Here is a 26,948-nt window from a genome sequence, read left to right as displayed (position 1 = left end):
ATAATTTTTTTACATTTTGGACATAATTTATTCCCGTGCACAACGAGCCAGGTGGGCAGGCTTGCATGCACATTTGGCCACTGCCGGGAAAGTCTAAAAAAATTATAAAATTCCATAATTTGTTTGAAAATGAAGTTTATAAATATTGACTTTTAAAAACAGGTTTGAGATAATAGTTCTGATGTACCGGGAAGTACATAGTCAGTCAAAAACCGTATACTTAGGGCCTCTGGCGTTAGGTCTGCGGTGGAAAATATACAATTAATTTAAGGAGGATGTATAATATGTCAACAAAAGCGTATTATCCCATTTCCGAGATTGGCAAAGGTAAGGTTGGTTTTTCCAAAACCCGTTCCATTATCGAAGCTGCCTTTTACGGAAATAACGTAGTTAAGGTAAACACATTAAAAGAAGCTTACGAATTAGCTAAGAATTCACCTGGAACAATCGTAACGGACATGCCTATTAAAGATGGCGATACCTTTGGTCTTGAGAAGGATGCTAAGGTTCTCCTGTTTAATGATGGCGCAGTTACTGGCCGTTATGCAGCAGCACGCCGCATTAAGGGCGAGCCTGGTGTTGACGAGGCTAAGCTTGATAAAGTTGTCATGGACGCTATTTACAAAACCCGTTGGAAAACTCTGTATCATGCGGAGTGCTTTGTAGGTCTTGACCCTGAATTTATGGTAAAAGCGCACCTTCTGATTCCCGAAGGAGAGGAAAACCTGCTTTACAACTGGATGATCAATTTCCAGTATATGTCTGACGAGTATGTTAAGATGTACAAGAAATCCAAACCTGTAGGCGATGGAAAAGAGCCTGATATCTACATCTTCTCAGATCCCCAGTGGGCTCCTGAGGAAGCGCCGGACGTTGATTTCAGCTGCTTAAGCGATCCTCTTACTCTGTGCTACTTTGATACCAATGAAAACTGCGCGGCAATTCTTGGTATGAAATATTTTGGCGAGCACAAGAAGGGTACCCTGACCATGGCATGGGCGCTTGCGAACAGAAACGGTTATGCATCCTGCCACGGCGGTCAGAAAGAATATACCCTGCCCGATGGTTCTAAATTCGTTGCTTCTGTTTATGGTCTGTCAGGCTCCGGTAAGTCTACTCTGACACATGCTAAGCACGGCGGCAAGTATCCTATCACTGTTCTGCATGATGACGCTTTCATCATCAACACAGATACCTGTGCTTCCGTAGCGCTTGAGCCTACTTACTTCGATAAGACAGCAGATTATCCTACAGGATGCCCTGACAATGAATATTTGTTATCCGCACAGAACTGCTCCGCAACTTTAGATGAGAACGGAAAGATTCAGCTGGTAACAGAAGATATCAGAAACGGTAATGGCCGTGCAATCAAGTCCAAATTATGGTCTCCTAACCGTGTGGATAAGATTGACGCACCTGTAAATGCAATCTTCTGGATCATGAAAGACCCTACCATCCCGCCTGTAGTTAAATTAAAAGGCGCAGCTTTAGCTTCCGTTATGGGCGCTACATTAGCTACCAAGACTTCAACAGCAGAGCGTGTTGCAGCCGGCACAGACTTAAATGCACTTCGTATCGTGCCTTATGCAAATCCGTTCAGAACTTATCCTCTGGTAAATGACTATGAGAAGTTCAAAAAGCTGGTTGAGGAAAAGAACGTTGCCTGCTACATCGTAAACACCGGTGACTTTATGGGAACCAAGGTTAAACCTGCCGATACATTAGGAATCCTTGAAACCATCGTTGAAGGCAAGGCAAACTTTGAGAAGTGGGGCAATTTTGATGATGTTGAAATCATGTATGACTGGGAAGGCAAGACTGCTGACTTCAAACCTAACTTGAATGATGCATCTTACAAAACTGCTCTTAAGAACGCTATGCAGAACCGTGTAGACGCTGTTAAGGGATTTGCTGAGAAGAAGGAAGGCTACGATAAACTTCCTGACGAAGCGCTTGAAGCAGTTCAGAAATTGGTTGACGCATTGAACTAAATAAGATCAAATTGTACAGGCTGGCCTTATGGCCAGTCTGTATTTATGTGTGCGGAAAGGTAACGATTCAGCCAGGTTTGTGCATTTACTCACACGTTGGCCAGAGGACGCTTGGAAAAACAAATATTTAGGCGTCACCGCGCTTTCGCTCTGTAAAAACGTAGCAGACGCTAGGTTCGAAAAAAACCTCACCTAAGCGCACACGCATAAATGCGTGACGTTTTTCCAAGGATTCCTTTTGGAATATTTGTTTTCCCAAGCTGTCTATTGGCCAACATGTGAAAAGTAACGAACTGTGACGCGGAAAGTTCGTCAATTAGTAGTTGTATTTTACATGAATATTGGATATAATAGGATTAACCTGAAATGTGCGACAACTCCTGTTAATTTTGAACCTACAGATACTTTAAACGGGATTCCTACATCATCTGGCGGCTGTCAAGCCCTCACTCTTTTAGAGGATTGGAAGGGAAGGCAAAAGCGCAGGTTGCGGTGACCCACCTAGCGCGGGCTAGGAGTCAAAAGGCAGGAACCGGCATTTTGGGGATAACAAATACATGAAAGTGTATTTGCAAACAGAAGAAAAGCAGCCTTTTCAGGCTGCTTTTTCTTTAGTAAAAATAAACCGGTGTTTGGCAGGAATGCTGGTAATATGGAATAGTGGATTGATTTGCTTAAAATCATGCGATAGGAGATTGCGATGAAAAAAAGTGACAGGATTTTAGTGAAAGTGATTGCCGTAGTCGTTTTGGCATTACTGTTTATCTGGCTGATTTATAAGGATGAGACTTTTTTTCAATTGGAGCAGCCGGAAGGGGCGTTTATGCCGGCCGGGGATGTGAAGATTCTTTTAGATGAATTGGTGCAGGCAGGGGCAAAGGGGATTGATATAAGTACCTTGCGAGAATACGGTGACCGGTATCTGACGTTGGAGGCGGAGGGGATAAGCTATGATACATATTGTCTGCTTTTGGAATGTCTGCTGGGAAAGGAAGGGCAGTCAGAAAAAAATGACAGGTTTCGAGATGATATTTTATACAAGAAGAAGTACAAGGGAGAGTTTTTGCTGTTAAAAGAGGACTGGTATGACAGCTATGATAAATTGATAGCATTTTTTGGACTAGAGGATGTAATCCGGGTAGAAACGGTGGAAATTTTGTGCGGTAATTCTGCCTTAGAAGGAGAAAAGCGTCTTGAGGATGGCTGTCTTCTTGGAAGGGATGGAAGTGTCTATACGTATGCTTCCGATCAGTTTGCAGGACTTTCCTTTACTTCCCTGCGGGCATATGTTCACGGCGAGAGACTTCTTACCCTGTTAGAATGTCTGCCTGATGAAGGAAGTCTTAAGAATGTTTGGATCATGGAGGCAGAAGATACGAGGATTCGTTTCTTTTATGAAGGATATGAGGTTTTAGGGGAAGTGCAGGCCCCTTTAGGGACACCGGAACAGACCAGAGAACAGGTTGCGGATTTGTTTTATCAAAATGGGATAATTTCGCGGGCCGCGGTGAAAGCAGAACGGATCAGTGGAAAGCTTCTTGGTATGGAACAGGGGCAGATTGAATTGGAAGGCTATGGTAAAATCTCTATAAAGGAAAGCTGTGTGGGATATCAGCTTTATGAAAAGCTGCAAAAAACGGAACTGACGGAACTATCTATCGGCTATGATTTCTCTGACTTTGTGCTGGAGGACGGAGAGGTGTGCGCCTTTTTGATTGCCCGGAAGGAAAAAATGGAAACCATACGGGTGGCGATTAAAAGCGATAATTTCAGCAGTTTATATCATGACAGACTTATCTTAAAAAGTCAGGACAACATGACAGTTTATTATGGGCCTTATGAGGAGCGGAAGCAGAAGGAGATACTTGGAGGAGAGGAGCTTGTGCTTGAGAGGGATAGCGATTATTTTTCAGGAGACAGGGTAGAGGTAAAACCGGAAATTAACACAGGAAAGATTGAGGTGCTTTCCTTAGGACGCAGCCAGGGGACACCGGCCTATAGAGGGAGCTTTGAGATCGTAAAAACGGAAGACGGGCTTGCGCTCATTAATGAGATACTGTTAGAGGAATATCTCTATTCGGTGGTTCCAAGCGAGATGCCTGCCTCTTATCCGTCCGAGGCGCTTAAGGCACAGGCGATCTGCGCAAGAACTTATGGATACCGATATTTGACACAGCCAGGCTACGGGCAGTTAGGGGCTCATGTGGACGACAGTGTAAGCTATCAGGTTTATAACAATATTGCGGAAAATATTGCGTCAACTAAGGCGGTGAAGGAAACGGCAGGAATGCTTCTTTTGTATGAGCAGGAGCCTGTGAGTACCTATTATTATTCCACATCCTGCGGATTTGGTGCAGATGCCGGCGTTTGGAATGAGGAGCAAAAAGAAAAGATGCCTTATTTAAGCTCCGTACATATTGGATGGCAGGATGAGGAGGGAGAGGAACCTGTTGCGGCAGAGCTTTCCCAGGAGGAAAATTTCAGAGCCTATATTTCTCTGGTGGATGAAAATGCTTATGAGAAAGATGAAGCGTGGTTCAGATGGCAGTATCAGGTGACGGAGCTGGATGTTTCTCTTTTTTATCAAAGGTTAAAAGAGCGGTACGCAGCAGGAGCGAATAAGGTGCTTACCTTTCATGGAAAGGGGGAGCCGGAGGAAAATCCGGAAGATTTTGAAGCAAAAGAGCCGGAAAAGTTTAAAAATGTTTATGAGATTCAATGTTTCAGACGTAAAGAAGGCGGCGTTATGGATGAGCTTTTGGTGAAAACGGACAAAGGGACCTATAAGGTGATTTCTGAATATAATATTAGATATGTTTTAAACCAGGGAGGCGAGATTATCAGGCAGGATGGTTCAGGCTATGAGAGCGCCGCTTTGCTGCCCAGCGCTTATCTGATAATAGATGTTGATAAAAAGGATGAAAATGTGGTAGGATATAGTATATTTGGCGGCGGCTATGGCCATGGGGTCGGCATGTCCCAAAATGGGGCAAAGAGTATGGGACTTCAGGGGCTTAGCTGTGAAGCTATTCTTTCTTTCTATTATACAGATTGTGAGATTGATAAAATTTATTAAGATATGCGGCTGATAGCACCGCGGAAAATTGACATAAAAATTTGATTTTATCCAACAAACATGGATGCTTTTGCTTCCCGAGGGTAGAGCCTTAAGGGGATGCTAAAGGATGGCAGACTGACTGGTTGTTGGAAGTATGGAGAATTATGCTAAAAAGGTTATTGTTTATCGGATATGATTTTGGAAAGCATATGAGTAAAAAAAATATCAGTGCTTTTGCTTCAAGTACAGCTTTTTTCCTTTTTCTATCCTTGATTCCGGCATTGATGCTACTGTGTTCGATTATACCTTATACGCCCGTTACAAAGGCAAACCTTATGAACCTTGTAAAATTGATTTCGCCCGATGCAATGAACGCATTTTTGGTGGGTATTATTGATGATGTTTATGGTAAATCCATTGGAATTGTATCTGTGACAGCGATTGGTACCTTGTGGTCGGCGGGAAAGGGCGTGCTGGCTCTGATGCGTGGGCTGAATGCAGTTTATGATGTGGAGGAAGACAGGAACTATGTGCTGCTGCGTCTGGTAGCCAGCCTGTATACCGTGCTGCTTTTGTTAGCGGTGCTCCTGTCGCTCCTTATTATGGTGTTTGGAAACTCTCTGGTGGGAATCATTGTGGGAATCATTCCTCAGACTGCCTATCTGTTTGTACTGCTGATGCATTTTCGGACGCCTTTTATGTGGATTGTGCTTACAGTAGTGATTGCCCTTATGTATGCTTATGTACCAGGGGTGCACACAGGCTTTAAGCTTCAGCTACCAGGGGCCGGATTTGCGGCAGTGGGATGGAGTGTTATGACATGGGTATTTTCCATATACATAGATGAATTTAACGGATTTAATACATATGGCAGCTTGACCACAATCATTATTTTGATGCTTTGGCTGTATGCCGCCATGTATATTATTTTGGCAGGGGCGTATATGAACCGTTATTTCAAACCGGCTTTTCAGTTTTTTATAGGGAAAAAGCATATTGACAAGCGGGAAAAGATTGGCTAAAATAAGGAAAGTCAGAAAGGGAACGGTTTGGGTAACCCAGACCGTTGCAAATAGGAAAAAGCTGTGAAGGTGTTTAAGTAGCAGGATATCTTCTGTCAGAGAGAGGAAGTCATCGGCTGAAAGCTTCCTTGAGTTCAGATATGTAATGCTATACGGAGTGAAAGAGTATAGCAGATGTGAATTTCCCACCGGAGCTGTCAAACCTAACGCAGATATAAGAGCGGTTTTTATAGTTTTTTAGATATCTGTCAATAAGTTTGAACGTGGCACGCGTTAAGTGAAGTGAGAGTCTGCCGAACGGCAGGAATTTGGGTGGTACCGCGGAGAATATTCGTCCCTTGTGCTTAATCGCACAGGGGACATTTTATTACAAAAAGCCGGCTGGCAGAGTGCGATAGCGTTTGTTCTTAATGAATAAGGATATTTGTAAGGTATGCCTTTGCCCCAGATATGAGGGCCGGGGCGGTTAATCTTACAGGGAAAGGAAGGAAAGCATGAAGGAAAAACTGGAACAGATTAAGGCGGAGGCCTTAAAACAAATCCAAAACAGTGATGCGCTGGATAAGTTAAATGAGATTAGGGTAAGCTATCTGGGCAAAAAAGGCGAGCTGACCGCCGTATTAAAAAGTATGAAGGACGTGGCGGCCGAGGAACGCCCCAAAGTCGGACAGATGGTAAACGAGACAAGGCAGGAGATTGAAGCTGTTTTGGCGCAGGCAAAAGAAAAAATGGAAAAAGCGGTTTTGGAGACAAGACTGAAAAATGAAACCATTGATGTGACGCTTCCGGCGAAAAAGAATAATGTAGGGCATCGTCACCCCAATACTATTGCGTTAGAGGAAGTGGAACGTATTTTTGTCGGTATGGGATATGAGGTGGTGGAAGGTCCTGAGGTGGAGACCGATTATTATAATTTTGAGGCGCTCAATATTCCGGCGGATCATCCGGCTAAGGATGAGCAGGATACCTTTTATATCAATGGGGATTTTCTATTGAGAACCCAGACATCCAGCACGCAGGTACATGAGATGGAGAAGGGAAAGCTGCCGATTCGGATGATTGCACCGGGGCGGGTGTTCCGCTCAGATGAAGTAGATGCAACCCATTCTCCTTCTTTTCACCAGATTGAAGGATTAGTGATTGACAAACATATTACCTTTGCCGATTTAAAAGGAACCTTAGCAGAGTTTGCCAGAGAGCTTTTCGGGGAGGATACCAAGGTGAAATTCCGTCCCCACCATTTCAACTTCACAGAGCCAAGCGCTGAGATGGATGTTTCCTGTTTTAAGTGCGGCGGTAAGGGGTGCCGTTTCTGTAAGGGAGCGGGCTGGATTGAAATTTTAGGCTGCGGCATGGTGCACCCTAACGTGCTTACCATGAGTGGAATTGATCCTGAGAAGTATTCGGGATTTGCTTTTGGCGTAGGGCTTGAGAGAATTGCTCTCCTAAAATATGAAATTGATGATATGCGCCTGCTTTATGAAAACGATATTCGTTTTTTGAGACAGTTTTAGATTTTTTTACATTGATAATCATTAGCAGCCGCGTAGCTTAAGCTAAGGTTTGCAATGGGAAGGGAAGGAAAAGAAATGAACACTGCACTATCATGGATACAAGCGTATGTGCCTGATTTATCATGCACGGATCAGGAATATTGCGATGCAATGACCCTTACGGGAACAAAGGTAGAAAATTATGCAAGACTGGATAAAAATCTGGAGAAGATTGTGGTCGGACAGATTGAAAAGATAGAAAAGCATCCGGATGCGGATAAACTGATTGTATGTCAGGTAAACATTGGAACAGAGGTAATTCAAATTGTAACAGGAGCCCCTAATGTGAAGGAGGGAGACAAAATTCCTGTGGTGCTTGACGGAGGAAAAGTGGCGGGAGGCCATGACGGAGGGCCTTTGCCGGAGGAGGGAATCAAGATTAAGGCCGGTAAGTTGCGGGGAATCACGTCAAATGGTATGATGTGTTCCATAGAGGAGCTTGGCTCTGACCGGAACATGTACCCGGAGGCGCCGGAGGACGGCATTTATATTTTCACGCAGGATGTACAGGTGGGGACGGATGCCGTGGAGATGCTTGGCATGCGCGATACGGTATTTGAATACGAGATTACCTCTAACAGAGTGGACTGCTACAGTGTGCTTGGTATTGCAAGAGAAGCGGCGGCTACCTTCCGCAAGCCCTTTGTTCCTCCGATTGTTACAGTAAAGGAAAACGGCGAGGATATAAAGGATTACGTTTCTGTGGAGGTTAAAGATGCCGATCTGTGTACCAGATACTGTGCGAGGGTCTGTACCAACATAAAGATTGCACCTTCACCGGAATGGATGCAAAAAAGACTCCGCGCCAGCGGTATACGCCCCATCAACAATTTAGTTGACATCACCAATTACGTGATGGAGGAATATGGCCAGCCTATGCATGCATTTGATTTGGATACGGTGGCAGGTCACAAAATTATTGTGCGCCGCGCCAAGGATGGTGATGAATTTCAGACCTTAGATGAACAGGTAAGAAAGCTGGATAAGGACATACTTATGATTTGCGATGGGGAAAAAGAAATTGGTATCGCAGGTATCATGGGCGGTGAAAACAGCAAAATCACTGACAATGTGAAGACAGTTTTGTTTGAGGCAGCTACCTTTAACGGTGCCAATATTCGTAAGTCGGCCAAAAGACTTGGCCTGCGCACAGACGCTTCCGGAAAGTTTGAAAAGGGGCTTGACCCTCATAATGCAGAAGATGCAATTAACCGTGCCTGCCAGCTCATCCAGGAGCTTGGATGTGGAGAAGTGGTAAGCGGTATGGTGGATGTGTGCCAGCCTATGAAAGAAAAAGAAAAAATTCAGTTTGAGCCGAATAAAATCAATGCTCTGTTGGGGACAGATATTACAAAGGAAGATATGCTGGACATCTTCAAGATGCTGGATATCGAATATAATCAGGAGACAAATGACCTGATTGTGCCCACCTACAGACAAGACCTTGGATGCTGTGCGGATATAGCTGAGGAAGTAGCCAGATTCTTTGGATATGATAAGATTCCTACCACCTTGCCAAATGGGGAGGCAACTGCCGGGAAAATTTCCTATAAACTCCGCATCGAACAAAAAGCAAGAGATATTGCAGAGTACTGCGGTTTTTCACAAGGGATGAATTATTCCTTTGAAAGTCCGAAGGTGTTCGATAAGCTTTTGCTGCCGGAGGATTCGCCTTTGCGGAATGCAATTGTGATAGCGAACCCTTTGGGAGAAGATTTTTCCATTATGCGCACTATTTCCTTAAATGGAATGCTTACCTCTCTGGCAACCAACTATAACAGAAGAAATAAGGATGTAAGGCTGTATGAGCTTGGTAACATTTACCTGCCTCATGAATTTCCTTTGACGCAGCTTCCGGAGGAAAGAATGCAGTTTACTCTTGGTATGTATGGAGATGGCGATTTTTATACCATGAAGGGGGTTGTGGAGGAATTTTTTGATGCAATTGGTATGGATAAGAAGACAGTGTACAATCCGCTCTCCTGCAAGCCTTTCCTTCACCCGGGACGACAGGCTGATATCGAATATGATGGAGAAGTGGTCGGATATATTGGAGAGATTCATCCGATTGTATGTGACAGCTATGATATTCATACAAGAGTTTATGTGGCGGTACTGGATATGCCATATATTGTAGAGAGGGCAACCTTTGACAGAAAATATGAAGGAATTGCAAAATACCCCGCTGTTTCAAGAGATATCAGCATGGTGGTCCCCAAAGATATTCTGGCCGGGCAGATAGAGGCAATGATTGAGCAAAGAGGCGGAAAGTTGCTGGAGTCCTGCAGTTTGTTTGATATTTATGAAGGAGAGCAGATTAAGGAAGGATATAAGTCAGTGGCTTATTCTATCACATTCAGGGCAAAAGACCGTACCTTGGACGAAAATGATGTTACAGGTGCCATGAAAAAAATATTAAACGGACTTGAAAGCATGGGAATTGAATTAAGACAATAGTGTGTAGAAAATATTGAGAAACGATGAGGCATCCATAAGTGCTGCCTAAGAGCAGCTAAATGTTTGCCCACAAATTTTATGTCGCTGCAATGCGGAATCATGAAAGTTAGTATAAAATGGAGGTTTGAAATGGAAAAGAAAAATACATGGGAAACGTATCATGACAGTCAGTTAAAGGAAGTTGATTTGTTTGCGGACCAGTACAGGAGTTTTTTGGATGCGGCCAAAACAGAAAGGGAATGCGTGGATTATATTGTAAATGCCGCTGAGGAAAAAGGCTATCGTGAGCTGCAGGCCATTATAAAAGAGGGCGGAAATCTTAAAAAAGGAGATAAGGTATACGCAGTCTGGATGAATAAGTCAGTGGTATTGTTCCGTATTGGAGAGAAACCAATGGCGGAGGGAATGAATATTTTAGGCGCGCATATTGACTCCCCCAGACTTGATGTAAAGCAAAATCCCCTTTATGAGGAGGAGGGATTTGCATATTTTGACACCCACTACTATGGCGGCGTCAAAAAATACCAGTGGGTGACGATTCCTCTTTCCTTGCATGGTGTGATTGTAAAGAAGGATGGAACTACCGTGGAAATCAATATCGGGGAAAATGAAGAGGATCCTGTCTTTTTCATTTCTGACCTTCTCATTCACTTAGCACAGGAGCAGCTTGAGAAAAAGGCGGCAAAGGTGATAGAAGGCGAAGCCTTGGATATCATTGTAGGGAATAGACCTATCGTCTTAGGGGATGAGGATGGAGCAAGCGCAAAAGACGCAAGCAGCGATACGGCCAAAGATGATAAGGAAGATGCGGCAGATAAAAAGAAAGAAAAGGAGCGTGCCCGAGATGCGGTCAAAAAGGGTATTCTTGACATTTTAAAGAAAACTTACGATGTGGAGGAAGAAGATTTTCTTTCCGCAGAGCTTGAGGTGGTACCTGCCGGAAAAGCTAGGGAGGCGGGCTTAGACCGCAGCATGCTTTTAGCCTACGGACAGGATGACAGAGTGTGCGCATATACTTCCTTGCGGGCTATGCTTGAAGTGGAGGAAACGGATAGAACTGCCTGCTGTCTTTTGGTGGATAAAGAGGAGATTGGCAGTGTGGGAGCAACCGGTATGCAGTCAAGATTTTTCGAAAATATGGTTGCAGAGGTGATGAATCTCACAGGAGAATATTCGGAGCTTAATGTAAGAAGATGCTTAGCCTCCTCCTGCATGTTGTCCTCCGATGTGAGCAGCGCCTACGATCCTTCTTTTGCATCCAGCTTTGATAAGAAAAATGTAGCCTATCTTGGGGGCGGCATGGTGTTTAATAAATTTACCGGTTCCCGCGGCAAGGCAGGTTCCAATGATGCCAATGCGGAATATTTGGCCCATATTCGTAAAATTTTCGAGGAAGAAAGCATCAATTTCCAGACAGCGGAGTTGGGCAGGGTAGACCTGGGAGGCGGCGGTACAATCGCCTATATCCTTGCACTTTACGGAATGAATGTAATAGACTGCGGTGTGGCTGTCTTAAATATGCATGCGCCCTGGGAGGCCACCAGCAAGGCGGATGTATATGAGACCAAACGTGGATACGAGGCTTTCTTAAAAGGAGCCTGTCTGTAATGGAAACAGCCAAATTAAAGGAAATGGCAGGAACAGAAGAAACTGCAGCCCTGAAAACATCGGACTTTTATTTTGACCTTCCAAGGGAGCTGATTGCACAGGATCCCTTGGAGGAGAGAAGTTCATCGCGTCTGCTTGTACTTGATAAGAGAACAGGCGACATAAGGCATCAGGTGTTTCGTGACATAATAGACTATCTAAATCCTGGCGACTGCCTTGTGCTGAATAATACAAAGGTCCTCCCGGCAAGACTGCTTGGAGTAAAACAGGACACTGGTGCGGCGGTTGAACTTCTTCTTTTAAAAAGACGGGAAGGAAATGTCTGGGAAACGCTTGCAAAGCCTGGAAAAAAGGTGCGTCCGGGGGCTCGGCTTAGCTTTGGAGATGGTATATTGCAAGCAGAGGTGCTGGATGTGCTAAAGGAGGGCAACCGGCTGATCAGATTTTTCTATGAGGGAATTTTTGAGGAAGTTTTGGACAGGCTGGGGGAAATGCCCCTTCCCCCCTATATTACTCATAAGCTGAAGGATAAAAACCGCTATCAGACAGTGTATGCCCAATATGACGGTTCAGCAGCGGCGCCAACAGCGGGACTTCATTTTACCAGGGAGCTTTTGCAGCAGATAGAAGCGAAAGGCGTAAAGCTTGCCTATGTAACGCTCCATGTAGGTCTTGGTACCTTCCGGCCGGTGAAGGTTGAACATATTTTGGATCACCACATGCATTCCGAATATTATCAGGTGACAGTACAGACAGCACAAATCATCAATGAGACCAAAAGAAGCGGCGGGAGGGTAATCTGTGTAGGTACCACTAGCTGCCGGACAGTGGAAAGTGCGGCGGATGAAAATGGAATGCTGAAAGAATGCTGCGGCGATACGGATATTTTTATTTATCCGGGGTATCGATTCAAAGTACTTGACGGTTTGATTACAAATTTCCACTTGCCGGAATCTACGCTTTTGATGCTGGTAAGCGCCCTTGCAGGAAGGGAAAAGGTGCTTGAGGCTTATGAGACGGCGGTTGCGGAGAGGTATCGTTTTTTTTCTTTTGGGGATGCGATGTTTATCTATTAACACCGTTTTCGTACATTTGTAAACAGATAGAAATTCATAAAAAGGCTTGGGAATAGGATTCCTGGGCCTTTTGTGAATATAATGTTAATTGAAAAAATACTGCTTGACGCAAGGCACATTCGCACGCTAAAGTCTAGTTATCGAAAGGGGGAACCCAAAATGCCGAATATCATTTACACCAAAAAGGCAAGGAAAAGCATCAAGTCACTGGATATAAGAGTAAAAGACAGGGTAAAAGATGGAATTGAAAAAATTCCGTTTGGAGATATTAAAAAGTTGCAGGGCTACTCAAATTTATATCGGCTCCGGATTGGTGACACCGGGTTATCTACCAGATGGAGCATGATACAATTATAATTGATGCTGTACTGCCTAGAGGCGAAGCGTATAAAGGATTGTAGGAGGTGGTTTTTGTGAGCAGAGATACGTTGCGTGGTCTGGTTGAAATTGTAGACGAAAAAGAGATTGATACAGTCTGCCGGATTCTTTTAAAATTTGTGGAGGAGGATGCAGCACTTCCGGATGAAGTGGAAGCAATCAGGGAAGCCAGACAGGAAATCGAAAGAGGAGAACTATTTTCTCACGAAGATGTGTGGGCGTAGAACGATACAAGGAAACAGGAGAAAAAATGAGAGCAGCCGGAAACTTTACCAGAGGATCGGCTGCCCTTATACCCTCTCCGCAACTGAACAAGGGAAAGGATGTGAAGTTCAGATTGTAATAGGATTGATTACATTTGGTGAGGAAACGGCAAAATGCTAAAATAGGAGCCGGGGAAGAAAAACCCTGGTTATCATGCCTTGTAAATAAATTTGTGGGTAAGCCCGCTCCTGAACACTATGGAGGGGCTGTTTTTTTACAGCTTCTTTTGGATTTAACCGTGAATACACAATAATTTTGCAAAATTATTCACCTGTGATGATTACAATTTTCACAGCTTGAGTTGGATGTTCTTCATCGTCAAGAGTCCCCCGGTAACTGTTCTCCACTTTATTGCCCATGGCAATTGTGGAACCTCCTTCAGCCTCATGGGAACTTTCCGTGGAATAATCTTCTAATATCGGGGCATTCTCCGTGAAAAAATAATAGAGCATATCGTCCTCCGGAGACCTGAGTGTAAGTATGTTTCCTTCATACTTTTTAACAATTCCGGCCATGGGATCGCCCGCTGGGATTTCTTTGGTGTCCGAAGGAGTTTTTCTGGTTTCTTCTGTAATTTCCGGCTTTGACGATTCCGTAGATTTTGCTGCTGTTTCTGTAGTTTTTGCATCTACGGTTTTTACATCCGCTGCTTCTTCCTGAACCGTTTCCTTCGGGGAATCATTCTCCACAGATATTTCATCCTCTTTTGGTTCCGATGAGCATCCGATCATCCCCACAGTTAAAGCTATCATAAACATCAGTATCAATTTCCTTTTCACAATCTTTCCCCTAACTTTCTAAAAGAATCGTATTTCCGTGGCATAAAATTCATCATTTTTAAAGCTGCCCTTCATTTCAACAGACATATGTACCTTCAAGTCCTGAAATTCAGCCTCTTTGTCTTCATAGCTTTCTCCATTTCCATCAGTGGTTTTTGAATAAAAACGAGTATCATCTTCCAAAATGACATGAATCAACTGGGAATCAGGGAGATCAGCATTGGAGCTTGGAGAACTGTATGATAAGGAACCGTCATCAAGAATTTTTACTTTCTTTTCGGCAATGAAAAATGAGTCTTCTTCAAGCTTCCAGATCTTACCCAGAAAATCCGCATCAACAACAGCAGCGACATCCGGCTCTAGTATCTGCCATTTACCTGCTGTATTTTCCTGAAGCCCATCCGTGTTCCCATCAATCCCTTTTGGCGGTGCATCATTCAATTCCTCTGATAATGCTTCGTATGTCTGGTTTTCTTCTGTTTTAGCAACAGGACTGGAACCACATCCTGTAACCATTGTGTGCAATATACAGACAGTACCGAGTAATATCATTGCTTTTTTTAGTTTCATAAATACCTCCTTGTTATCATAGAAATAACAGATATTATAGTTTGTCTAAATCATTGAAACAACCTATTTGTCGTGAAATGCTTCTTAAGTGTAGCAAACGTCCTTATACCTCTCTTAACAATTTATCTTCTCTGTCTACTTTAATCCCAAATAAGGTTTAATTCCCTGTAGTTCTGCTGCATAGCAAGCAAATACCGAGCAGAGCAAGGTTGGTTTTAATATCCCGTAGCTTGCTGGGGGCGTTGCTGTTTTTTGTAGTGGCGGCTCTGCTTTGTTTGGATAATGGATATTCAGGGGAACGCCTAATAAGAGAGTGGGAGGACAGCAGATCGACAGCTTTCACAATTACATAGAGGCGAAGCAACGGTCATTGTGTTCAGGGGAACGAATTATAACTGGAAAACAACAATCAGACAAAGGCTAAATGCGGGAGTCTGTGAGTTATGTGGGAAAAAGCACAAAGATTTATTAGAGGTGTATGTTATTAGAAATCTCACAGAATTAGAAAACTCTGATTGGGAGTTGGCAATGAAGGCAAAACGAAGAAAAACGTTAGTCGTCTGCCCTGACTGCCATAAGAGAATCCATAGTTAGCGATACGTAAATTACTAATGGGGAGCCGGATACTTGGAGACAGGTAAGTCCGGTTCCGAGGGAGGGTGTAGGAAACCAAATCTGAGTTTCTGGCATTATTGCGGCAGGCTTCTACGGATTTGCCCGGAACAGCTTAAGTTTGTCCGGGGAGCGCAGAGCGGAACCGGTATCTTAAAGCATGGCAGCATGATCGTACCCATGGATATCACTGTCGATAAGTACAGCTCCATCTACAGGTTATTTTCCACTAATCCTTTTGAGGACAGGAAGGAGGCTGCCCGTGAAGAAGGACATTGAGAAAGCATTAAAGGAATTTTTGATGGATGTAAGGACTACCGGTGAGGAACGTAAGAAAGGAATCCCACTTATCACATTTGTATATAAGAAAGAGGATAAGGCAGTGCTGCTTAAGGCGCTGCCTTTGCCTTTGGCGGAGATCCAGCCGGAAAAGAACTCTTATACCGGGTGGATTTCTTCAGGGAAGGGGAAGCGAAAGTATCGTTTGGCGTACTTCCTGTAATAAAAGAACCTGCCACATTTTTAACGCTCCTTGACAATGCCATCAGAAGCGGAGACAAGAAAGCCGGGTATTAGGGCCTTTGTGATTACCTGAAATTCCACAATGCATTATGCGGTCTGGAAGCCCTTTCGGAAGGGGAACTGTTAACGGAAGGGATATCTATCAGGATATTGCTTATCCTGTGACAAGACAGTTTCGGAAGGAATTGTATGATGCATATGAGTGATCTTATATCTTTTATATGGCCTTTTAGTATTGGCTGGAATAGCGTTTGAAGCTGCATGACAGATTCCACACATATATGGCGTATTAGTGCAAGGGGAATTTTTGTATACGATTTATACCAAATTTCTGCTTTAAGGCAGCCTGTCAGCATTTTCAATTAAATATTCAATAAAATATTTGCTGGCAATGGGCAGGCTGTCTTTATTTTTATAGCCGATAGCCAATTCGCGGTATATGGGCGGAACTATTGGCAGGCAGATGATATCATAGTTTGCCCGTCTGAGCATCAACTCTGCTAAAATACTTACGCCAAGGCCTGCTTCTGCCATAGTCATAATTGCAAAATCATCATGAATGGTATATTTGATATCGGGCTCTTGGCCAATGCTGTGAAATGCTTCCAGCGGCTCACTATAATGTCCTTCTTCTAACAGGATAAAGGGTTCTTTTGTGAGGAGACTTAGCGGGATGGCTGTATTTTGAGCCAGAGGATGATTTTGGGGCAGGACGGCCAGTATCTCTCCGGCTTTTATATTAATCGTATTTAGTCCGGTAACGGCAGGCGGCGTAATAAATCTGAAATCAACAACCCCTGTTTTGCTCCACTCCTGAATCGAAGTATAGTCTCCATCGTGGAAAACAAACTGGACATTGGGATATATTTGCTGGAACCCCTTAATCAGCATGGGCATCCAGTGGCACGTGACGCTTGTGATGGTCCCAACCCGTATGATTCCTGTCTCCAGCCCTTTGATCTCCAGAGCTTTCTCCTGCATGGAATGGTACTGTAATATCGTCCTTTCAATAAAAGGATACAATTCTTCCCCTTCTAAAGTCAGTTTAACGCCGGTGCGTGAACGGATAAGGAGTTTCATTGACAATTCATTCTCTAAGGAAGCAACCATCTGGCTGATGGATGATTGTGTATATCCAAGAGCTGCCGCTGCTTTCGTAAAGCTTTTCATTTCTACAATTTTTTGCAGTGCCAGGTAACGTTCCGTATGACAAATCGCCTTTCTTAATGTTAGTATTAGAAATATTTGTTTTACTTATTATATATGGAAGAATATAATGGGGCCAAGTTAAGAAAAGAGAAATCAGGAGGTGATGACAGTGTCCTATGAAAAAGTAAAGAATTATTTTGAACAGGCAGGTTTGGGGGAGCGGGTTGTTGTACGGCAACATATTGGCGATACGGTGGAACATGCAGCAGAGGCAATTGGATGTGAAGCGGCAAAAATTACAAAGTCTATGTTGTTTCTGGCTGACGGCAGGCCGGTGGTGGTCGTGATGGCTGGTGACGCAAGTATCCATAACACAATGCTCATGTACGGTAAAGAAGCAAGCAACCGAAAACAAGAGATAGACCACCAGCACCACACTATTCCGAACCAAAGAAGCTAAAGACCAAAAGACAAGCATTATGGAAAAATCCAAAAGTTTAGATTTTTCCACAATGCCGACTACTACGAAATTCCCCCTATTTTTCATATCTTTTTATAAATTCTTAAATTATCATTAGGGTATTGCATTATCACCCACGAAGTGTTAAGATATTTGCACACCCACAAGATGTTAAGATAAAAGGAGGACAAAATGGCACAGCAAATTTCTGAATCCGAATTGGTACTAATGAAAATCATTTGGAAGAATGGAGGGGCAGCTTTATATTCCCTCATCATGGAGGAATTGGAAAAAGATAAAAACGAATGGAAGAACAACACCGTACTCACGCTGCTTTCCCGTTTAGGAGAAAAAAAGTTCTTGAAAGTCAAAAAAATCGGCAGAAAAAATGAGTATGTGGCTACGGTAACAGAAGCAGAATACCAGACCATGCAGACCCACAGCTTTCTTGATAAAGTCTACGGCGGGAATGTGAAAAACTTAGTGTCAACCTTGTTGCGGCAGGATATTCTTTCGGCAGACGAATTGAAAGAAATTGAAACATTTTGGAGAAAAGAAAATGAATGAGTTTATAAAAATATTATTGTCGTTGTCTGTTTCCGGCGCACTGTTACTGCTTCTCATTTTGGGATTGAAGCCACTGTATAAAAACAAATTTAGCAAGCGTTGGCAGTATTATATCTGGATAGTTGTTGCGCTGCGGTTTCTGCTTCCCTTTACTCCCGATACTACGATTATTGGAAGTCTGTTTGAAAAATTCGATACAGCAGCAATAACAAATGAAATCCCTGCAAGCCCCAATGTACCCGTTCCCGCAGATACGGATAACAGCAAAGCAGAGCCGATACAGACAAACCGGGAAGTAACCACCGCTGCCATGCGTAAACCATTTAACAAATATATCTGCCTGTTTTTTATCTGGTCAGCATTGGCACTGGTTTTATTTGTCCGCAAAGTAACGGTTTATCAAGGCTTTATCCAATACATCAAAGCAGGAAATAAAGAAGTATCGGATATAAAAATCTTGAATCTGCTATCTGATTGTGAAGAAAAACTGAATATTAAGACAAGGGTAGAACTATCCTGTAATCCGCTGATTGCTTCCCCTATGCTGATTGGTTTCTTTCGACCAAGAATCATTTTGCCTACCCGCGAATGGGAAGATAAAGAGATGTCTTATATCTTTGTGCATGAGCTGATTCACTACAAACAAAGGGATATGTTTTATAAATGGCTGATACAGATTGTTGTGTGCGTCCATTGGTTCAATCCTTTTGTATATTTGCTGGAAAAGGAAGTGAATAAATCTTGTGAATTGTCATGTGATGAAAAAGTCATATCTGTACTTGACGATACCGCAAGACGTGAGTATGGAGATATACTAATTTCCTTTTTGAAGTCGAACAATCTCTACAAAAGTTCTTTAGCTTCCGTCACTTTGACTGAGGGAGCAGAACAGTTAAAAGAAAGGTTAGGTGCAATTATGAAATTTAGGAAAAAATCAAAAGTGATAATTGCCATTACTGCTATTTTCACGGTTGCCGTTTGTATCTGCTTTTTTGTAGCTGGTGCATACGCCGCCCCTTCTACTGCTAATGAAAAGAAATCATTCATGGAAGCTGCCGCAGATATTTTCGGAAACGATGAAGAAAAAAAACAATTTACTGAAATTATTTCAGCTTCTGGTGAGATGATTGGTATCATTGACAATAATAAAGAAATAGAAAGACTCGTAAAACAACTGGATATTGAATCTTGGAATGATATGGAACAGCTGCCCAAAGATATAGACTTGGTATATAGTTATATATCATATGAGGTAATTGATGAACCTATATTTTTACCGGATGGAATACCGTTAGTTCATATGAGTACCTTAGAATTATATATTTCCGATAAAGGTGAATATATTATACGAGATTATGATCAAGAAATAGAAACAATAGCCAGAATATCAGAAAAGGCGGGACGGTTTCTTAATGCGCCGGAAGACTTAGAGCTAAATAAGAATATAACAGCGAAGGATATACTGGATGGGTGGGGACTTGATTTTTATGTGCCAAATAGTGATATTGAAAAAACAGATGATATAGAGAATGCCCGATATTATCAAGGAGAAACATCCTTTACAGAAAAGGAACTACTCAAGACTTCTAAAGAGCAGAAGATACAGTTTTACGGAGCAGATAAAAATACGTTACTGAATGAAATAGACGATATTTCTGAAATAGCGCAATATCTAAACGGGTTGGCTCTGGATCAGTGGGAATATGCAGATAATGCACCAAATCCCGAAGAAGTTGAATGTCAAATTGTTAGATTTATGTTATCAAGGGATAATAAAAAAGAGTTAAAAGAAATGTCTACCGAGATACTTTATAAAAGCAATGGTAATTATTATATTGAGGAAATAATTCCGGGTGAATATAGTGATCGGGGAGAATTTATAACATATTATCAAGTGTCAGAGGAGATAGCAAAATACATTTTATCATATATAGAAACTGCATCAAATTGAAGCAATAGTTTGTGCATTTCTATTTTTCCAGTGATAGTCAAGGGGCGTTTACAATACTGTCGCCCCTCTGAATTATAAATGCAACCGTAAACCATACATCGCCCTATGTGGGAGAAAGGGGGAATCATCTATGCCTTGCACAGAAGCATATAAGGAACACATCATGTATATGTTCAATGGCTTTTGCAAGACCGTCATACGCTTTGCGGCAATCAACGCATGGCGTGACAGGAGCAGACGGCGGCAAAAAGAAATATCCCTTGAATACCTCACAGAAGAAAAGTTTTACCCTTTAGGCACAACAGACGAATATTTTGAAGCACCCTATGAAGAACACCCCATTACAATATGCGGTCAGACAGTTATCCTCACTAATGGGGAGCTTGCCGCCGCCCTGTTATCTCCGCCGGAGAAGAACCGGGAAATCATTTTCCTTTACTTTTTCAGGCAATACACACAGCAGGAAATCGGGGAAATGTACGGACGCTGCCGGAGTACGACCGGGTATCAAATCAGCAGGACTTTACGGCTCCTGCAAAAGAAAATGGAGGTGCTTTCGCATGGGGAATCCGAATCTTTTGCCCTATGAAACGATTGTCCGGGCGACCAGCGGCGAGCCGGAAGCCGTAGACGAGGTTTTACGGCATTACAGCAGGCGAATCCGAATCACCGCCATTGAAAACGGGCATAGCGACAGGGATACCGAGGACAGCATAAAATCCCGGCTTGTCGCTGCCCTGTTCAAGTTCCGTTTTGATGAACATGAAGCATAAAAAATCGCTTTCATTTTTGGGAAAACGGGTATATAATAAAGCAACGACAAAGCGTGATTTGCAGATGAATTTCTTGAACTTTCCTTATTTTTCAAGGCTTTTCAAGCCTTATACAGTGAATTGCTATGTATTTTCCCTTGTTTTTGCCCTTATGGGCAGTTTACAAGGGAAAGTTTTTCTGAATGTATCTAATCGTTGCCCGCCACTTTATCCAAGAGCCTTGCGGAAGTCCGCTTTGCTTCTCTTGTAGCATGGGCATACACATTCATTGTGGTGCTCACATCAGAGTGTCCCAAGAGTTCCTGCACGTCTTTCGGTGCTGCACCGTTTGACAGCAGGTTGCTTGTATAAGTATGGTGGAGTTGGTGGAAATGAAAGCCCTCAAATCCGTCCAGTTTCTTTGCGAGCGTACGGCAGGCGATACTCAATGTACTCGGCGTTTCAAGACAGCCGCCCGGTCTTAAACATACAAAAGAAATTTCGTTGTAATCCGCCGGGATGTCCTGCGTGTCCTCCAAGCTGTAATACTCATAGTAAACCCTGTTTTTGTCCTGCACTTCCTCGTAGTAGTTGCGGTGGTACAGTTCCCCGTACTGCATCTGATTTTTAAGCTGTTCTTTCCTTGCTTTTTTCAGTATGGCGGTAAGCGTGTCCCCAAAATCAACCGTCCGTACTTTCTTACGTTTTGTCGGTCCGATAATCGTTTTGTGCTTTGCGCCGTCATAGCGGACACTCCGTTTTACCGTAAGATACTGTTCCTCAAGGTTGATGTCCTGCCAAGTCAGCCCGCATACCTCTCCGATCCTAAGACCTGCATAGTAAGCTATCTGTATCGGCAGAACCGCAGAAACATTTTTCTTTTTAAGATAAGCGATAAGTTTCTCATAGTCATCATGGGAAATAGGCTGCGTGCTTGACTGTCCCATATCTTCCTCTGAAAACAAATCCACTTCCTCTGCCTTTCGCTTCAGCTTGATGTACTGCATTGGATTGAACGTGATTAGTTGTTTTGGGAATACCGCAAAACGGAACGACTGCTGTAAAACATAGTCTTTGCTCAATCTTGCGGAGACGGGCAGAAAGTGGGTTGAAAAAATAAGTCCATATGGCAAAAGCTGACTTAAAAAATCGACTGATTTCTGTATTTTCAGTTGAAAAAGTCAACTGATGTTTTAGTGGCGTTTTCAATGCAGCATAAAGTGACTGTAAAAGTTCAACTCATTTTCTTCATTTTCAGTTGAAAGAAGTTTCAGACTGGCACTTTTGGATAGCATGATGAAATTTTTTACTATCATAAGCGCTATCACTTTTTGCTATCACAGCGGCATCATTTTAGGCGAAGTGATAGCGTTTTTTGCCATCACAAATGACGTAATGCCATCACTTTTTCTATCATGGTTACAGTATTTGCAGGCATAATTCGAGCGTATATAGCAACGATTCCTTTTTCTTAAAGCCCTCGGCGTTTGAGAGCGAAATACACCCATTGCACAAACTTCGTTTATGCAATGGGGATTTCGCCCCTGCGGGGAGCAAATTCACGCAAGCGTGAATTACAAATGCTGACGCATTTGAATTGACCGCCACAAGGCGGATATGTTTTTAAACATACCGCCTATGCCGCCCACTCACAATCTGTCCCGCCGTACCTCCGCTTGCTCCGATCTGATACTGCCATTTGCAGGAGGGAGGACAAAGCACAATACAGAGACATTCATTTATCCGCATGAGCAAGCTGCCTGATGTCAGGGGCAGGATTACCTATATATCCAGCCACGCAAAGCAGGAAAACCTGTATGCGGTCTATGAAACGGCAGACCGCCACTACTGGACGGAGCTTGCGAAATGCAATCAGCAGGAATTTGAAAAAAGCGGTACGTAGGGGAAGTGCATTGAGGCGAGGGAATTTATCATTGCCCTGCCCGAATCATTCCCAAACCTCTATGAGCCGGACAAACTGTTACAGCTTTTTACAGACCGTTTCAAAGAAAAGTATGGTGTAGAGTGCGTATCGGCGTTGCACCATAACAAACGAAAGACAAATTACCATATTCACCTTATTATTTCGGAACGGAAATTGTTGCCCGAACCCATAGAAAAAACCGCGACACGCAATATGTTTTACGATGAAAACGGGAGACACGTCCGCACCAAGAAAGAGATACTTGACGAAAACGGGAATGCCCGTAAAGGCTGTAAAATCGTGAAGAAAGGCGAAGTCTATGAGCGCAATCTTTTTACCGCCAAGAATAAGCTGTTTGACAGGAGTATTTTGTTGCCGAGATAAAGCATTTCTATACTGACCTTATCAATCTTTTAGTGAAAGATGACAAAGAAAAACTCCATGTGTTTGATAGCAGCGGATTATATCTTGCCACCAAGAAAATAGGGAAGAACAACCCAAAAGCGGAACAGATACAGACCAATAATGAAATGCGTATGCGCTGGAATTGTGAGGTAGACAGGGCGATTGTCAGCGGTGTTTCTGAAACGGAGATACAACAGATAAAGAAAAAATATATCACAGACCGCATCAAAGAATCCGTTGATATATTCGGCAGTCAGCCGGAACGTCTGGGAAGTATTATTATGACTGCTGTTACGGCGCTGGCATTGCTGATTTCTAAAGTATTGGATAAGGCAAGGGAACTGTCGGCAAAGTTTTTTGAGAAAGAATTGTTACCGCCGATTGCAGAGCCAAGCGGGGGAAGAACGGCAGAAATAATACCGCAGACGGATAAAACGCCAAAGCAGGAGCATAGCCGCCTTAAAGAACCGGCTGTCAATCCGTCAGCACAAAAACAGGAGCCGCAGCCCAAAACCCAAGCGAAAGCAACAAATCAGGAAACACCAAAGATACCGCCAAAACCTGTTATGTCCGCTGAAGCCGCCGCATATCCAAAGCTGCTGAAGATTTATAAGGAACTGAACCGTCAAAACGGGATTATCTTTGACGCAGAGAGGGAGCGCAATGCTTTAGAACTTGAACGTGACAGCCTGAAAGGATTGGCAAAGCTGACAAAGAGAGGGGAACTGCAAAACAGGATTGACCGCAAGAACGAGGAAATAGACCTTCTCAAAGTCGGTTTGTCGGGGATTGTTAAACGGTATGGATTTCAAACGGTACATGATTTCTACAAAATCTTTGCTGTCTCTAAAACAGCTAATGACAATTATCAAGACAAAGCCGACAGGCAGGAAGATAGCATTTACAAACGATTACAGAATTATCAAAGAGAAAATGCAGATAGACAAACGAAACACACTTCAAAAAGTAAGGATAAGAGGGCAAGATGAATTACCACATCATAATGGAGATTGCAAGAATAAGGTTATTGACAAAAACAATGAAAAATGCTATTTTGTAGAAGTAGTAATTCAATTCGTCCATTCGCGTGTTACTACCGAAGAAATTGAGAATCGTATTTGCGATTTGAATAATGTTGGATGTTGAAAATCTTCCGCATGAATGGCAAAATATACCCAAAAGTATTTGGGTTGTTTTTGCTATCTTTATGGGAAGATTTTTTGTTTGGAAAAAGAGAATGGAGGTGAATTTATTTATGAAATATATCCGAGATATTTACTCAGTACAGTTGATACAACTGTTAGCAGATTGTGCTGAGGATAATTGAACCTGCTGACAGTTGCAACTGTACTGTTCTAATGACAATATTATCGAATGACAATTTTTGTCATTTCAGAAAAGGAGTACAGTTATGCGTTATATGAAAGAAGTTTTAAGAAATAACAAGAAATGGGTAATTGTCTATCTGTTAATCGGCTTATTCAATGCCTTTATGTCAAACTACAAAGCTGACTATTTTCAAAAGGTTATAGACGGACTGACAGACAGAACAATAACCGTTTATGGGATTTTATTTTATGCTGCCATTCTTTTTATCAATTATGGAATGAACTATATAGACGAATATCCGTCTGCCAAACTTGGAAATGAGATTTACCTGGATTTTAAGTTACTGGCACTGCGTAAGATTGGCAGAATGGATTATTCTGAATACCAAAAGTTAGGAACAGGAAAGTTGGTTCAACAGATTGAAAATGGGGCTAATTCAGGAAAAGGTGTTCTCTATGACTTTTGGTTTAGCGTTGTCAGAAATTTACTGCCGACAATTCTTTTTAGCCTATATTTTATCTGGAAAATAGACAGAACGATTACATATTTTCTTTTGGCAGGATATATTATTGTATTTTTGGTAACGAATCTGCTGCTGCAAGGATTGTATCAGATAAAGGAAAAGATACTGACAAACGAGGAAGAATTAAACCATTTTCTTGTGCGTGGCTTTATGGAAATGCCGATTTTCCGCATGAAACATCAATTTCCAAATGAAGTAAAAAAGGCATTGGGGGCAAAGCGTGTTATTGTATCATCAAAAGTAAAAATGACTATGATACACGAAGCGTTTTTCACCATATTTGCATTATTAGTTGCCTGCTTAGATGTTGGGATTTTAGCTTATGCGTGGAGAAACAACCATTTATCCATTGGCTCTGTAGTTGCTTTAATCACATTGATTGATAATGCGTATACTCCTATCGCAATTTTTAACGTTATTTATGTACAGTACAAACTGAATAAAACGACTTGGATGCGGTTTACGGGGCTGTTAGATTTGAAAGAAGATACACAGCTTGAACAAGGCATAGATTTCCCTGCACCATTAAGCGAAATTCATGTTGAGGACGTATCGTTTTCCTATGAAAACAAAGAGGTGCTTCAATCTGTCAGTCTGATTATTAAAAGAGGTGAAAAAATAGCATTTGTCGGCGAATCGGGTTCGGGAAAATCTACATTGACAAAAATTTTGGTTGGACTGCTCAAGTATGATAAGGGAAATATTCTTTTTGACGATGAACCACTTAAAAATATTTCACTGGAATCATTGTATGAAAAAGTATCCTATTTATCACAGGACACTCCTGTTTTTGACGGCACAATCAGAGAAAATCTTGTGTTTGACAGGGAAGTTTCAGAAAATGATATTCATGTATGCCTTGAAAAAACACATCTGTTGTCATTGCTTGCCGCATTGGATAAAGGTGTAGAAACAAAAATAGGTGAGAAAGGAACTTGTTTATCGGGTGGAGAAAAGCAGCGATTGGCATTAGCCCGACTTTGGTTTGATAATTCTGATATAGTCGTTTTAGATGAAGCAACATCAGCACTGGACAACGTGACCGAAGGTATCGTTATGAAAAATGTTTTGGAACAGATAAAACATGCTACCGTGATTGCTGTTGCCCACCGTCTGACTTCCATTAGGGAATTTGACCGTATTATTGTATTTAGAAACGGAAAGATTGTTGGTAATGGGACTTTTGATGAATTGCTGGAAAATAACAGTTACTTTTTTGGCTTATACAAGAAAGAAGAAGAAAATTCTAATTAAATGAGACTGTAATATTATCTATTTAGAAGATAAACAATCATTGTCTAAGAAACTACAAAATTTACTCATTAAAGGTGTTGCTTTTCTATACCCGAAATACAAACTGGAAAGGTTAATTAGCATATTGGACTTATAGATTATAGCCATCTTAAAAGTAAACAGCAGAGTAACCAAATATAAATTTGGACTCTGCTGTTTTACAAGAAATTACCACAGTTCTAACGAATCCTCCGCATCCACCCACATCTGCATATTTCCTTCAAGATACAGTCTTGCATACTCAAGCGGTTCATTTATTGCCAAAGCGTTTAAGGCGCATTCAGAGCATGGTGTAGTTTTCCATCCTTCTTCTGCCTTGTTGCAGTCTATCCGTAAAAAGTAGCCCGCATGGGTGTATACGTCAATGCTGTTATGGTGGATATTGTATGTTGCGTAAATCATATTCATTTTTTATCTGTCCTCTTTTCATTGATTTTTTGAAAGCATTTCAATCAGTCCACAATTCCCGTATGTTTTGTGTTATAATGTTTTATGTGGTTTTGTTTCCCTCATTTTTTCCCTTATCAGGGTTCGTAATGCCTTGTGGGAAGATATAACACAAGGGAAACTTTAAGGGAAAGTTCACCTGCGATAAATTTAGTGTTTTCAAGGGTTGGCGGAAATTTTAATAACAAACTCAAACTTCGCATTTGAATAAGCGCAGATGCACCTTGAAAATTCAATAAAACTGGCAATAAAATAGCA

At 42.3% G+C, this 26,948-nt stretch carries 26 protein-coding genes, 1 other RNA gene and 1 pseudogene; 22 read left to right on the top strand and 6 right to left on the bottom strand.

Annotated features, from left to right (window positions below):
• Window positions 1-284: 284 nt before the first annotated feature.
• The 10 genes from D5281_RS04905 to D5281_RS04860 all read left to right on the top strand — a co-directional run bounded on the left by D5281_RS04905 (window position 285) and on the right by D5281_RS04860 (window position 13,367).
• Window positions 285-1,991: a phosphoenolpyruvate carboxykinase (ATP) gene (locus D5281_RS04905; RefSeq protein ID WP_160559031.1), complete on the top strand. Its 1,707-nt coding sequence runs from the start codon at window positions 285-287 to the stop codon at window positions 1,989-1,991.
• A gap of 355 nt (window positions 1,992-2,346) precedes the next feature.
• Window positions 2,347-2,542, top strand: a non-coding RNA gene (ssrS, locus tag D5281_RS04900) — 6S RNA.
• A gap of 149 nt (window positions 2,543-2,691) precedes the next feature.
• Window positions 2,692-5,067, top strand: a complete 2,376-nt coding sequence (locus D5281_RS04895) for a SpoIID/LytB domain-containing protein (RefSeq protein ID WP_160559030.1) — start codon at window positions 2,692-2,694, stop codon at window positions 5,065-5,067.
• 146 nt (window positions 5,068-5,213) lie between these two features.
• Window positions 5,214-6,071 carry a YihY/virulence factor BrkB family protein gene (locus D5281_RS04890; protein WP_160559029.1) on the top strand — a complete coding sequence of 286 codons (858 nt, stop codon included), beginning with the start codon at window positions 5,214-5,216 and terminating at the stop codon, window positions 6,069-6,071.
• Between the two features lie 494 nt (window positions 6,072-6,565).
• Complete coding sequence (locus D5281_RS04885) at window positions 6,566-7,585, top strand: phenylalanine--tRNA ligase subunit alpha (protein ID WP_160559028.1); 1,020 nt, start codon at window positions 6,566-6,568, stop codon at window positions 7,583-7,585.
• A 75-nt stretch (window positions 7,586-7,660) separates the two neighbouring features.
• The gene (pheT, locus tag D5281_RS04880; protein WP_160559027.1) at window positions 7,661-10,081 is read left to right on the top strand and encodes a phenylalanine--tRNA ligase subunit beta; all 2,421 of its coding nucleotides are present in this window, start codon (window positions 7,661-7,663) and stop codon (window positions 10,079-10,081) included.
• A 129-nt stretch (window positions 10,082-10,210) separates the two neighbouring features.
• The gene (locus D5281_RS04875; protein WP_160559026.1) at window positions 10,211-11,689 is read left to right on the top strand and encodes an aminopeptidase; all 1,479 of its coding nucleotides are present in this window, start codon (window positions 10,211-10,213) and stop codon (window positions 11,687-11,689) included.
• A gap of 50 nt (window positions 11,690-11,739) precedes the next feature.
• Entirely contained in the window at window positions 11,740-12,765 is a 1,026-nt protein-coding gene (queA, locus tag D5281_RS04870) for a tRNA preQ1(34) S-adenosylmethionine ribosyltransferase-isomerase QueA (RefSeq protein ID WP_160559139.1), read from the top strand.
• A gap of 159 nt (window positions 12,766-12,924) precedes the next feature.
• Window positions 12,925-13,122: a type II toxin-antitoxin system RelE family toxin gene (locus D5281_RS04865; protein WP_277935177.1), complete on the top strand. Its 198-nt coding sequence runs from the start codon at window positions 12,925-12,927 to the stop codon at window positions 13,120-13,122.
• A gap of 56 nt (window positions 13,123-13,178) precedes the next feature.
• A complete protein-coding gene (locus D5281_RS04860; protein WP_160559025.1) occupies window positions 13,179-13,367 on the top strand; it encodes a hypothetical protein in 189 nt (62 codons plus the stop codon).
• A gap of 303 nt (window positions 13,368-13,670) precedes the next feature.
• On the opposite strand, the gene D5281_RS04855 is transcribed toward D5281_RS04860, so the two are convergent.
• Both D5281_RS04855 and D5281_RS04850 read right to left on the bottom strand, forming a co-directional pair.
• Window positions 13,671-14,186 (bottom strand): hypothetical protein, encoded by a 516-nt coding sequence (locus tag D5281_RS04855; protein WP_330584839.1) that lies wholly within the window; start codon window positions 14,184-14,186, stop codon window positions 13,671-13,673.
• Window positions 14,187-14,204: 18 nt separating this feature from the next.
• Window positions 14,205-14,756 (bottom strand): hypothetical protein, encoded by a 552-nt coding sequence (locus tag D5281_RS04850; protein ID WP_160559024.1) that lies wholly within the window; start codon window positions 14,754-14,756, stop codon window positions 14,205-14,207.
• A gap of 372 nt (window positions 14,757-15,128) precedes the next feature.
• On the opposite strand from D5281_RS04850, the gene D5281_RS26485 reads away from it, so the two are divergent.
• Genes D5281_RS26485 through D5281_RS04840 form a run of 3 tightly spaced genes read left to right on the top strand, consistent with a single transcriptional unit; the run spans window position 15,129 to window position 15,870 of the window.
• Window positions 15,129-15,350, top strand: coding sequence for an HNH endonuclease (locus D5281_RS26485; protein WP_330584838.1), 222 nt, complete (start codon window positions 15,129-15,131; stop codon window positions 15,348-15,350).
• Window positions 15,351-15,383: 33 nt separating this feature from the next.
• Entirely contained in the window at window positions 15,384-15,647 is a 264-nt protein-coding gene (locus D5281_RS04845) for a hypothetical protein (RefSeq protein ID WP_160559023.1), read from the top strand.
• Window positions 15,631-15,870, top strand: coding sequence for a hypothetical protein (locus tag D5281_RS04840; RefSeq protein WP_160559022.1), 240 nt, complete (start codon window positions 15,631-15,633; stop codon window positions 15,868-15,870). The genes D5281_RS04845 and D5281_RS04840 overlap by 17 nt, the downstream gene beginning before the upstream one ends.
• 356 nt (window positions 15,871-16,226) lie before the next feature.
• On the opposite strand, the gene D5281_RS04835 is transcribed toward D5281_RS04840, so the two are convergent.
• On the bottom strand, window positions 16,227-17,069 hold the full coding sequence (locus D5281_RS04835; RefSeq protein ID WP_330584859.1) for a LysR family transcriptional regulator: 843 nt from the start codon (window positions 17,067-17,069) through the stop codon (window positions 16,227-16,229).
• A gap of 139 nt (window positions 17,070-17,208) precedes the next feature.
• On the opposite strand from D5281_RS04835, the gene D5281_RS04830 reads away from it, so the two are divergent.
• The 5 genes from D5281_RS04830 to D5281_RS04810 all read left to right on the top strand — a co-directional run bounded on the left by D5281_RS04830 (window position 17,209) and on the right by D5281_RS04810 (window position 20,790).
• On the top strand, window positions 17,209-17,499 hold the full coding sequence (locus tag D5281_RS04830; RefSeq protein ID WP_277935176.1) for a YbaK/EbsC family protein: 291 nt from the start codon (window positions 17,209-17,211) through the stop codon (window positions 17,497-17,499).
• A gap of 192 nt (window positions 17,500-17,691) precedes the next feature.
• Entirely contained in the window at window positions 17,692-18,066 is a 375-nt protein-coding gene (locus D5281_RS04825) for a BlaI/MecI/CopY family transcriptional regulator (protein WP_120427727.1), read from the top strand.
• Window positions 18,059-20,017, top strand: a complete 1,959-nt coding sequence (locus D5281_RS04820; protein WP_160559020.1) for a M56 family metallopeptidase — start codon at window positions 18,059-18,061, stop codon at window positions 20,015-20,017. Before D5281_RS04825 ends, D5281_RS04820 begins: the two co-directional genes overlap by 8 nt.
• A 130-nt stretch (window positions 20,018-20,147) precedes the next feature.
• Entirely contained in the window at window positions 20,148-20,606 is a 459-nt protein-coding gene (locus D5281_RS04815) for an RNA polymerase sigma factor (protein ID WP_160559019.1), read from the top strand.
• Window positions 20,578-20,790, top strand: a complete 213-nt coding sequence (locus D5281_RS04810) for a helix-turn-helix domain-containing protein (protein WP_160559018.1) — start codon at window positions 20,578-20,580, stop codon at window positions 20,788-20,790. Before D5281_RS04815 ends, D5281_RS04810 begins: the two co-directional genes overlap by 29 nt.
• Before the next feature lie 188 nt (window positions 20,791-20,978).
• Here D5281_RS04810 and D5281_RS04805 read toward each other — a convergent pair.
• A pseudogene (locus tag D5281_RS04805) lies at window positions 20,979-21,848 on the bottom strand (site-specific integrase); the annotation flags it as partial.
• A 620-nt stretch (window positions 21,849-22,468) separates the two neighbouring features.
• Between D5281_RS04805 and D5281_RS25440 the strand changes: the two are divergent.
• The 4 genes from D5281_RS25440 (at window position 22,469) to D5281_RS04795 (ending at window position 26,204) form a co-directional block, all read left to right on the top strand.
• A complete protein-coding gene (locus tag D5281_RS25440; RefSeq protein ID WP_277935175.1) occupies window positions 22,469-22,672 on the top strand; it encodes a hypothetical protein in 204 nt (67 codons plus the stop codon).
• 9 nt (window positions 22,673-22,681) lie between these two features.
• Window positions 22,682-23,077, top strand: coding sequence for a MobA/MobL family protein (locus D5281_RS25435; protein ID WP_330584858.1), 396 nt, complete (start codon window positions 22,682-22,684; stop codon window positions 23,075-23,077).
• 32 nt (window positions 23,078-23,109) lie between these two features.
• Window positions 23,110-24,087, top strand: a complete 978-nt coding sequence (locus D5281_RS25430) for a hypothetical protein (protein ID WP_277935174.1) — start codon at window positions 23,110-23,112, stop codon at window positions 24,085-24,087.
• 422 nt (window positions 24,088-24,509) lie between these two features.
• Window positions 24,510-26,204 carry an ABC transporter ATP-binding protein gene (locus D5281_RS04795; RefSeq protein WP_160559017.1) on the top strand — a complete coding sequence of 565 codons (1,695 nt, stop codon included), beginning with the start codon at window positions 24,510-24,512 and terminating at the stop codon, window positions 26,202-26,204.
• A gap of 207 nt (window positions 26,205-26,411) precedes the next feature.
• On the opposite strand, the gene D5281_RS04790 is transcribed toward D5281_RS04795, so the two are convergent.
• Window positions 26,412-26,651: a DUF6061 family protein gene (locus D5281_RS04790; RefSeq protein ID WP_160559016.1), complete on the bottom strand. Its 240-nt coding sequence runs from the start codon at window positions 26,649-26,651 to the stop codon at window positions 26,412-26,414.
• A 116-nt stretch (window positions 26,652-26,767) separates the two neighbouring features.
• The coding region (locus D5281_RS25425; protein WP_277935173.1) for a hypothetical protein at window positions 26,768-26,948 on the bottom strand (181 nt) is incomplete at its 5' end.

It is taken from the genome of Parablautia muri (assembly GCF_009917485.1).
GTDB lineage: Bacteria > Bacillota > Clostridia > Lachnospirales > Lachnospiraceae > Suilimivivens > Suilimivivens muri.
Note: the sequence above shows the minus strand (reverse complement) of the source record. Positions and strands in the feature narration are given on the sequence as shown.

Coding starts and splice junctions, on each gene's coding strand:
- D5281_RS04905 (WP_160559031.1), top strand. CDS start 285: ATGTCAACAAAAGCGTATTATCCCATTTCCGAGATTGGCAAAGGTAAG.
- D5281_RS04895 (WP_160559030.1), top strand. CDS start 2,692: ATGAAAAAAAGTGACAGGATTTTAGTGAAAGTGATTGCCGTAGTCGTT.
- D5281_RS04890 (WP_160559029.1), top strand. CDS start 5,214: ATGCTAAAAAGGTTATTGTTTATCGGATATGATTTTGGAAAGCATATG.
- D5281_RS04885 (WP_160559028.1), top strand. CDS start 6,566: ATGAAGGAAAAACTGGAACAGATTAAGGCGGAGGCCTTAAAACAAATC.
- pheT (WP_160559027.1), top strand. CDS start 7,661: ATGAACACTGCACTATCATGGATACAAGCGTATGTGCCTGATTTATCA.
- D5281_RS04875 (WP_160559026.1), top strand. CDS start 10,211: ATGGAAAAGAAAAATACATGGGAAACGTATCATGACAGTCAGTTAAAG.
- D5281_RS04865 (WP_277935177.1), top strand. CDS start 12,925: ATGCCGAATATCATTTACACCAAAAAGGCAAGGAAAAGCATCAAGTCA.
- D5281_RS04850 (WP_160559024.1), bottom strand. CDS start 14,756: ATGAAACTAAAAAAAGCAATGATATTACTCGGTACTGTCTGTATATTG.
- D5281_RS04825 (WP_120427727.1), top strand. CDS start 17,692: ATGGCACAGCAAATTTCTGAATCCGAATTGGTACTAATGAAAATCATT.
- D5281_RS04820 (WP_160559020.1), top strand. CDS start 18,059: ATGAATGAGTTTATAAAAATATTATTGTCGTTGTCTGTTTCCGGCGCA.
- D5281_RS04815 (WP_160559019.1), top strand. CDS start 20,148: ATGCCTTGCACAGAAGCATATAAGGAACACATCATGTATATGTTCAAT.
- D5281_RS04810 (WP_160559018.1), top strand. CDS start 20,578: ATGGGGAATCCGAATCTTTTGCCCTATGAAACGATTGTCCGGGCGACC.
- D5281_RS04795 (WP_160559017.1), top strand. CDS start 24,510: ATGCGTTATATGAAAGAAGTTTTAAGAAATAACAAGAAATGGGTAATT.
- D5281_RS04790 (WP_160559016.1), bottom strand. CDS start 26,651: ATGAATATGATTTACGCAACATACAATATCCACCATAACAGCATTGAC.